A 7,975-nucleotide genomic window follows, 5' to 3' on the forward strand; every position below is an offset into this window, starting at 1 on the left:
TTTTCTTATTCCGTCGGTCCACTCCAAGTCAACGTAAACTTATATATGACCTTTTGCCAGCTGAAGGAAGAAATCATAAATAGTTATACACATCATAAACTTTTTATAATTTCCTAAAGAATAAAAAGAACATCTTACTGTTAAATATAACAATAAGATGTTCTTATATTAAGCTGTTTCTATACCTTTTCTTTTTTTGGTTTTCTTAGCCTTTAATTGAGGTCTTACCTCACCTTCAGATAACCTTATAATTTCTGGGCTTTTTTTAGATTTTATGCAGTCTTCATTTATAACAATTTTTGAAATTGTTTCATCAGAAGGAATTTCAAACATAACATCAGTCATCATTTCTTCTACTATAGACCTTAATCCTCTAGCTCCAGTTTTTCTTTCTATAGCTTCATCAGCAATTGCTTTTAATGCTTCACCAGTAAATTCTAGCTCTACATTATCTATTTCAAAAAGCTTTCTATATTGTTTAACTAAAGCATTCTTTGGCTCAGTTAATATATTAACTAAAGCATCATTATCTAATGATTCTAAAGTTACTACAACTGGCAATCTACCAACAAACTCTGGTATAAGTCCAAATTTTAATAAATCCCCTGGCATTATATCCTTAAGTAATTTACCAATATCTTTAGTATGCTTAGATGTTATATTTGCTCCAAATCCTATAGAACTTTTTTCTGTTCTCTTTTCTATTATTTTATCTACTCCATCAAATGCTCCACCACAAATAAATAAGATATTAGATGTATCTATTTGTAAGAATTCTTGATGAGGATGTTTTCTACCTCCTTGTGGCGGTACTGAGGCAGTAGTTCCTTCAAGTATCTTTAATAATGCTTGTTGAACTCCTTCTCCAGAAACATCCCTAGTAATAGATGGATTTTCAGATTTTCTAGCAATTTTATCTATTTCATCTATATATATTATTCCTTTTTCTGCTCTTTCTATGTCATAGTCAGCGTTTTGGATTAATTTTAATAGGATATTTTCTACGTCTTCCCCTACATATCCAGCTTCCGTTAGTGTAGTTGCATCTGCAATAGCAAATGGAACATTTAAAAACTTAGCTAATGTTTGTGCTAAAAGTGTTTTACCAGAACCTGTAGGACCTAATAAAAGAATATTACTCTTTTGTAGTTCTATATCATCATCCATTAAATTAGAGTTTATTCTCTTATAATGATTATAAACCGCAACAGATAATGATTTTTTAGCTTTTTCCTGACCAATTACGTATTGATCTAAATAATTTTTAATTTCATTTGGTTTAGGTACACTTGTTGTATCTAATTCTATGCTTTCTTCAAACTCATCTGCTATTATTTCAGAACATAAGTCTATACACTCATCACATATATATACGCCTGGTCCAGCTATTAATCTTTTTACTTGTTCTTGATTCTTTCCACAGAAAGAACATTTCAATTGTTTCTTATCATCGTATTTAGCCATAAATTCACCTCGCTTAGGTTAAGATAGAACTATATTTCGTTGCTACCTTTATCATTTTTAGTAATCACCTTATCCACTAACCCATAATTCATAGCTTCTTCTGCTGACATAAAATAATCTCTTTCAACATCTGCTTTGATTTTATCAAGAGGCTGATTAGTATTTTCACTTAATATTTTATTTAAAGATTCTTTTATTTTTAATATTCTCTTTGCGTGTATATCAAAGTCTGTTGCTTGACCTTTGAAACCACCTAGAGGTTGATGAATCATAATTTCACTATTTGGTAACGCAAATCTTTTTCCTTTTGCTCCAGATGAAAGTAAAAATGATCCCATTGATGCTGCCATGCCTATGCATATAGTAGATACATCTGGTTTAATATATTGCATTGTATCATAAATAGCCATTCCTGCTGTTATTGACCCTCCTGGACTATTTATGTAAATATAAATATCCTTATCAGGATCTTCACTTTCTAAAAATAGTAGTTGAGATACTACTAAATTTGAAGTATTATCATCAATTTCTCCACTTAACATAATTATTCTATCTTTTAATAATCTTGAAAAAATATCGTAAGATCTTTCTCCTCTGCTAGTTTGCTCTACAACCATAGGAACTAAACTCATTTCTTATTCCCTCCTTCTCTATTTTCTACCTTCTTTTATAATATATCCATATTAGTAAAAACTAATTATATAAAAAATTAAAAATATATGCTTTCAATTTTACTATTTCATTCAATAGGTTTATTAATTTTATAAAACTGTAATGATTTATATTATTAATTGAAATATATATATATTAAATTATATAAGATTTTATTTATTTTGTTAATGAATATTTGAAATAATTGCCAGAATTTTATTCTGGCAATTATTTTTTATATATTATTTATTATTTTCAACTAAGAATGTTATAGTTTTTGCTACTTTAACATCAGATACAAGCGCTGCTCTTTGACCATTTAATAATAAATCAACTAGCTTTTCATCTTCTTCTGCTGAATACATTTTTGCAACTTCTTTAGCTTTTTCCTTTAATTCTTCTTCTGTTACATCTATATTTTCAGCTTTTTCTATAGCTTCTAAAACTAAATCTGTCTTTACCTTAACTTCAGCATTCTCTTTCATATATTCTCTCATTTTCGCTTCATCAGTTCCAGTAAATTGGAAATATTGTTCTAGGTTTAATCCTTGATATTGAAGTCTTTGTTCTAAATTCTTTACCATTGTATCTATTTCTTTTTCTACCATAACAGCAGGAATTTCAACCTTTGCATTTTCAACAACAGCTTTTATTATTGCATCTTCATGTTCTCTTTCTTCTCTGTTCTTGTTAGTTTCTTCTAATTTCTTTGTTATGTCTTCTTTTAATTCTGCTAATGTATCAAATTCTGATACTTCATTTGCAAATTCATCATCTATTTCTGGTAATTCTTTTATTTTTATTTCTTTTACTAAAACTTCAAATCTTGCTTTTTTATTATTTAATTCTTCTCTACCATAGTTTTCAGGGAAAGTAACATTAACTTCTACTTCGTCTCCAACCTTAGATCCAACTAATTGTTCTTCAAAAGTATCTATAAATGAACCTGATCCTATTTCAAGTGAATAATCTTTTCCTTCTCCACCTTCAAATGCTACATCCTCAATAAATCCTTTAAAATCTATAACTACTGTATCTCCTGTAGCTACTTCTCCAGCTTCTTTAGTTTCAATTCTAGCATTTTTTTGTTGCATTTCTTTTAATTTTTCATTTATTGCATCTTCTGTAACTTCATAAGATGGCTTCTCTACTTTTAAACCTTTATATTCTCCTAATTCTACCTCTGGATAAACTGTAACTTCAGCAGTATATATAAAATCTTTTCCTTCTTCTGCTGTTATTACATCTACCTTTGGATAATCAACAGGAACTATATTATTTTCTTCTAATGCCTTTGAATATGATGAGTCTATTGCAAAATTAACTGCATCCTCAATTAGAACTCCTATTCCATAATATTTTTTTACTATAGCCATAGGAACTTTTCCTTTTCTGAATCCTGGCACATTGAAATTCTTAACATTTTTATTGTAAGCTCTCTTTATAGCCTCTTGAAATTCTCCAGCTTCAACCTTTACTTCAAACTTAATAACGTTTTTCTCTATTTTTTCCATTTTAGCTTCCATTGTATACTCTTCCTCCTAAAATAGTACGATTCTATCATAATTGATATAACTAGGTTATTATACCATATAATATCAAATACTTTCAAACATTTGTTTATATAAGTTGTAATAAATATTCAATTCTTAACTGAATTATTCTTGTATTGATAACATTTAAACTTTTAGTTAATTTGTTAATTCGCCATTAACATTTACATATTTAACATTGCCATCAATTACAACTTCTAATCCTTTTTCTTTTAATTCTCCAAATTTTATTTCTTTTCCTTTGGAGTTCCATAATGTCTTATGATTATTATTACTTAAATCTACAACCCATACATATTTATTTAAATCATATCCAAAGTAAGGCACATTGCTTATATATGCAACACTTGTATCACTTATAAACTTTGCCTCTACATTCCATAAGTATCCATTATATGTTTGTATAACTGAATCTTTATTAAATACTTCACCATTTGGTGCTGTATATTTATCCTTTGTTATATTAACTTCTTTTTTATCCATATTAAAAAATTTCATATTTTGCTTTTCATCTATGGTCAAAATTAAATTTTTTCCTGCATTTATAGAATAATAAATATTACTTGGTGCTTCCTTTACTCCTTTAAGCTTAATTGCTCCATTTATATCTTCATATTCTGCTTTTACTATAATATTATCATTAACTTTAAATTCTATAAGCTTTATCTCAGGTTCTTTAGGTGCTTCTTCAACCACTTCATTATCTTCATTATCTTCTAAATCGCTAATATTTTTATCTTCTTCTTTAGTAGCATCATCTTCATCAATCCACATCTGAACTTTATTTCTTAAGGTATCCATATTTATGCTACTCATAGCAATTTTCATAAATACAATTCCAATAATAATAAGTCCTAATATTGAGATAAGAGCTATTCTTCTTCTTCGTTTTCTCATTCTTCTCTCATAATCTCTGCTGAATATGCTAGGTTTTCTCACACCTAATACCTCCCCTTAATTTATAATTTATATTAAAAGCATTTACATTTATTTATAATAAAATACATTTATATGTTATTTTCTTTTACTTTTACAACCACAGGATGATTTACCATTTTTACTACTACAACAGCCACCACATTTTAAAAGTCCAAGTTCTCGCATTTCTTCTACTGATAATTTTGCTTCATTTTCAGTATAGTCTTCATAATCTGGCGTAGATTTTAGTATTTCTTCCTTTTTTAAATCTATCAATATATATCACCTCAACTTCTATTATATATATGTTTTTATTAATTATCTACCCAATTAAAATAATACCATGTTAAATAACTATAAATTTCTGAACAATTTATTAGTTCACAGTTCACAAGGCACAGTTCATAGTTGTTTTTATATTTGATGTAACATGGAACAGGTATACGATTAGGTACCAAGTATAAAATATATGATTACATCTACTTCAGATGAGCTTCCATAGATAGGATTTCATACTAGTTGAATTGTAAATGTGTTTAATCCCCAAAGTATTCAGTACTTACTATTTGAAACTTAGACTTTAATTGATATAAGGTAGATTTTATTTATTTTTCTATGTTTTTATTTTATAAAATTCTAATATATCCCGAAAATATCTTATTTTCGATATTTTTTTTAAAACTATTGGATTTTTTGACAAAATATAATATAATAAATATATAAATTTTACAATTATTTTATTTATTACATATATTTTCATTATAAAAATGCCCATACTACTGTTAATAATTTATTATTAACAGTTTTAATAAAACCCCACATATGTTCATTTATTCCCTTTCTTAAATGAACATAAAACCCTTTAACCTGTGCAATTTTCTTGTACAGGTTTTTTTATAATTGCTAATGGAGAATTTTATCACTAACTATCAATTATTCACTATAAAAAAAGGCCTTTCGGCCTTTTTTAAACATATTGCATAGGGTTTGTATGTTGTCCATTAATTCTTATTTCCCAATGAATATGGGGACCCGTACTCATACCTGTTGATCCAACATATGCAATTGTTTCACCTCTTGCTACAGTTTGTCCAACACTTACTAACCTTTGACTATTATGTCCATATAAAGTTTGAACTCCATTTCCATGGTCAATTATTACAGTTTCCCCATATCCAGATATCCATCCTGAATAAGCAACTACACCACTTTTAGATGCAGCAACAGGCGCACCAGAAGGATCACCTAAATCTACACCAGTATGAAATCCTGCTTCTCCTGTTACTGGATTTGTTCTTGGCCCATATTCGTCAGTTACAACTCCATATCCTGGTCTTAAAAATGTTTCGCTACTCGGATCCCCAGGTATTCCATTTCCACCTGAATTTTCTCCACCAGAATTATTTCCCCCACCATTATTTCCATTATTTATTTCATCAAATATACTATCTAATTCTTGTTGTAATTGTTTATTATATGAAACTAAATCTCCAATTTTATCTTCTAGTTCTTCTTGTTTGTCTGTAAGAGAAGATATTAAATTAGATTTCTGCGATTCTAATCCATAAAGTTCATTCATCTTACTTTGGTGAAACTCTTGCTTTACTAAAAACTCTTTTTGTGCTTCCTTTAGTTCATCTTGCTTTGCAACTATTTCTTCTTTACTTAATTCTATTTTTTCTAAATTTTTTGAAATCTCATTTTTTTCTTCTTCCAATTGCTTTTGAAGAATTTTAGCAGCTTCCATTAAGCTTTTATCTAAACTTATTATTTTATATACATTCTCTATATTATTAAGTAAAGAAATTATATTTTCACTTTTTAATACCATATATATGTAATTTGAAGTTATATCAATTTTATAATAACTTCTAACTCTTTGATCTAAAGCTTCTTTTATTTTTTTGCCTTCTTCTTCTTTTTGTATTATAAGATTTTCTCTAGTTTTTATTTCCTCTTCTGCAGTAGAAATTTCATTATTTATCTTATCTATTTCAGCTTGTACTTCATTTATTTTAATTTGATAAGAATTTACTTCTGCCTTTGCACTATCTAAATCTTTACTTTTTGCATCTATTTGATTTAGTATTCCTTGTAAATCATTAGCTTGATTTTCTAGTTCACCATTTATCTGATTTTTTTCATTCTCTAGATTATTTATATCATTTTGATTTTGATTTATTTTATCTTGTAAAGAGCTTGTACTATCAGCTAATGCTAAGGTATTACTTGAAAAATTACTGCAATAGCTAAAGTTAGTATTTTTATTTTTTATTCACCTATAATACACCTACCTTTATTCTAAGTTAAACTTTTGCACATCAATTACTTGCCATTTTTCATCAACATACTGAACTTGAGTTAAAAACATTTCATCAACATTACTTTTTATAAATGGCATAAGCTTTTTGCTTATACTATAATTTAAATTAATAACTATATTAGCTTTATAAGTATTATTTTCATAATAATACTCACTGCTTTTTACTTCTGTATTTAATTCAGTAATATCATAATTATTTTTTAAAAATAAACTTTCTTTTCTTATGCTATCATAAATCTTGTTTTTAGTCTCCTCACTTGAATTCTCTATTAAAGAGTAATTATTAGAATTTAAAGCATTAAAAACACTATCATAAAAACTTTTAATAAATTTAGCTATATCAGTTGTAAGTGTATCATTGACCATATTAATATCTATATTGATATTTGGCAATTCATCTACCTTAACTTTATCGCTTCTTATTATTCCCCATGGAAATTTTCTTTCTAAGTATATTTCAATATTTTTCCCTATTGGTATTGGGCCATAATTTTTTATTTCTTTTACAGTTTTATTTGTATTAATATCATTTATATATACATCTGCATCACTAAAATTCGATGTTAAATTTATATTTATAGCATTTAAATTTAACTTATACTCCTCATTTTGCATTGCAAATACTGTTTGTTCTTCAACTACTTGTCCATAAGATGTATTTAACTCAGCTTTTATTATGTATTTCCCGGGAATTAGACTTCTTTTTATTTTTGTTGATTCTATTTTTGAATTATTTACATAAATCTCAGCCTCATTAAAATTTGTGTTTATTTTTATATCAATTGGATTTATTTCTACTTTGTAATTATCAAAGAATAATCTTTTTTCATTTTTTAAAGAAAAAAAACTACTTTCTCCATAAATATCTAGCTTATTTATTAAGTCGTCAATTTTAGCTGGATAATCTAAATAATAATCAGATAATGGTTGAAAATCACTTTTACTTATTTTTTTATTATTAACTTTTACTTTTTTATATATCTTTTCAGGTTTATTTTCCTTTAAAGCTATTTCTAAATTTTTCAACACAATATCTTTTGATGATTCATAACTATATATCTTAAAA

At 26.9% G+C, this 7,975-nt stretch carries 7 protein-coding genes; all 7 read right to left on the reverse strand.

Annotation, left to right across the window (positions count from 1 at the left end):
* Positions 1–168: 168 nt before the first annotated feature.
* On the reverse strand, positions 169–1,464 hold the full coding sequence (gene clpX / locus A500_RS03550) for an ATP-dependent Clp protease ATP-binding subunit ClpX (protein WP_016206218.1): 1,296 nt from the start codon (positions 1,462–1,464) through the stop codon (positions 169–171).
* A 29-nt stretch (positions 1,465–1,493) separates the two neighbouring features.
* Complete coding sequence (gene clpP, locus A500_RS03555) at positions 1,494–2,096, reverse strand: ATP-dependent Clp endopeptidase proteolytic subunit ClpP (RefSeq protein WP_016206219.1); 603 nt, start codon at positions 2,094–2,096, stop codon at positions 1,494–1,496.
* A 261-nt stretch (positions 2,097–2,357) separates the two neighbouring features.
* Positions 2,358–3,641 (reverse strand): trigger factor, encoded by a 1,284-nt coding sequence (gene tig / locus A500_RS03560; RefSeq protein ID WP_016206220.1) that lies wholly within the window; start codon positions 3,639–3,641, stop codon positions 2,358–2,360.
* Positions 3,642–3,806: 165 nt separating this feature from the next.
* On the reverse strand, positions 3,807–4,607 hold the full coding sequence (locus A500_RS03565) for a hypothetical protein (protein WP_016206221.1): 801 nt from the start codon (positions 4,605–4,607) through the stop codon (positions 3,807–3,809).
* Positions 4,608–4,682: 75 nt separating this feature from the next.
* Positions 4,683–4,862 carry a hypothetical protein gene (locus tag A500_RS03570; protein ID WP_016206222.1) on the reverse strand — a complete coding sequence of 60 codons (180 nt, stop codon included), beginning with the start codon at positions 4,860–4,862 and terminating at the stop codon, positions 4,683–4,685.
* A 691-nt stretch (positions 4,863–5,553) separates the two neighbouring features.
* Positions 5,554–6,861 carry a murein hydrolase activator EnvC family protein gene (locus A500_RS19340; protein ID WP_423219275.1) on the reverse strand — a complete coding sequence of 436 codons (1,308 nt, stop codon included), beginning with the start codon at positions 6,859–6,861 and terminating at the stop codon, positions 5,554–5,556.
* 21 nt (positions 6,862–6,882) lie between these two features.
* Positions 6,883–7,975: TcaA 3rd/4th domain-containing protein (locus A500_RS20700; RefSeq protein WP_016206224.1), on the reverse strand; the 1,093-nt coding region annotated here is incomplete at its 5' end.

It is taken from the genome of Clostridium sartagoforme AAU1 (assembly GCF_000401215.1).
Taxonomy (GTDB): domain Bacteria; phylum Bacillota; class Clostridia; order Clostridiales; family Clostridiaceae; genus Clostridium; species Clostridium sartagoforme.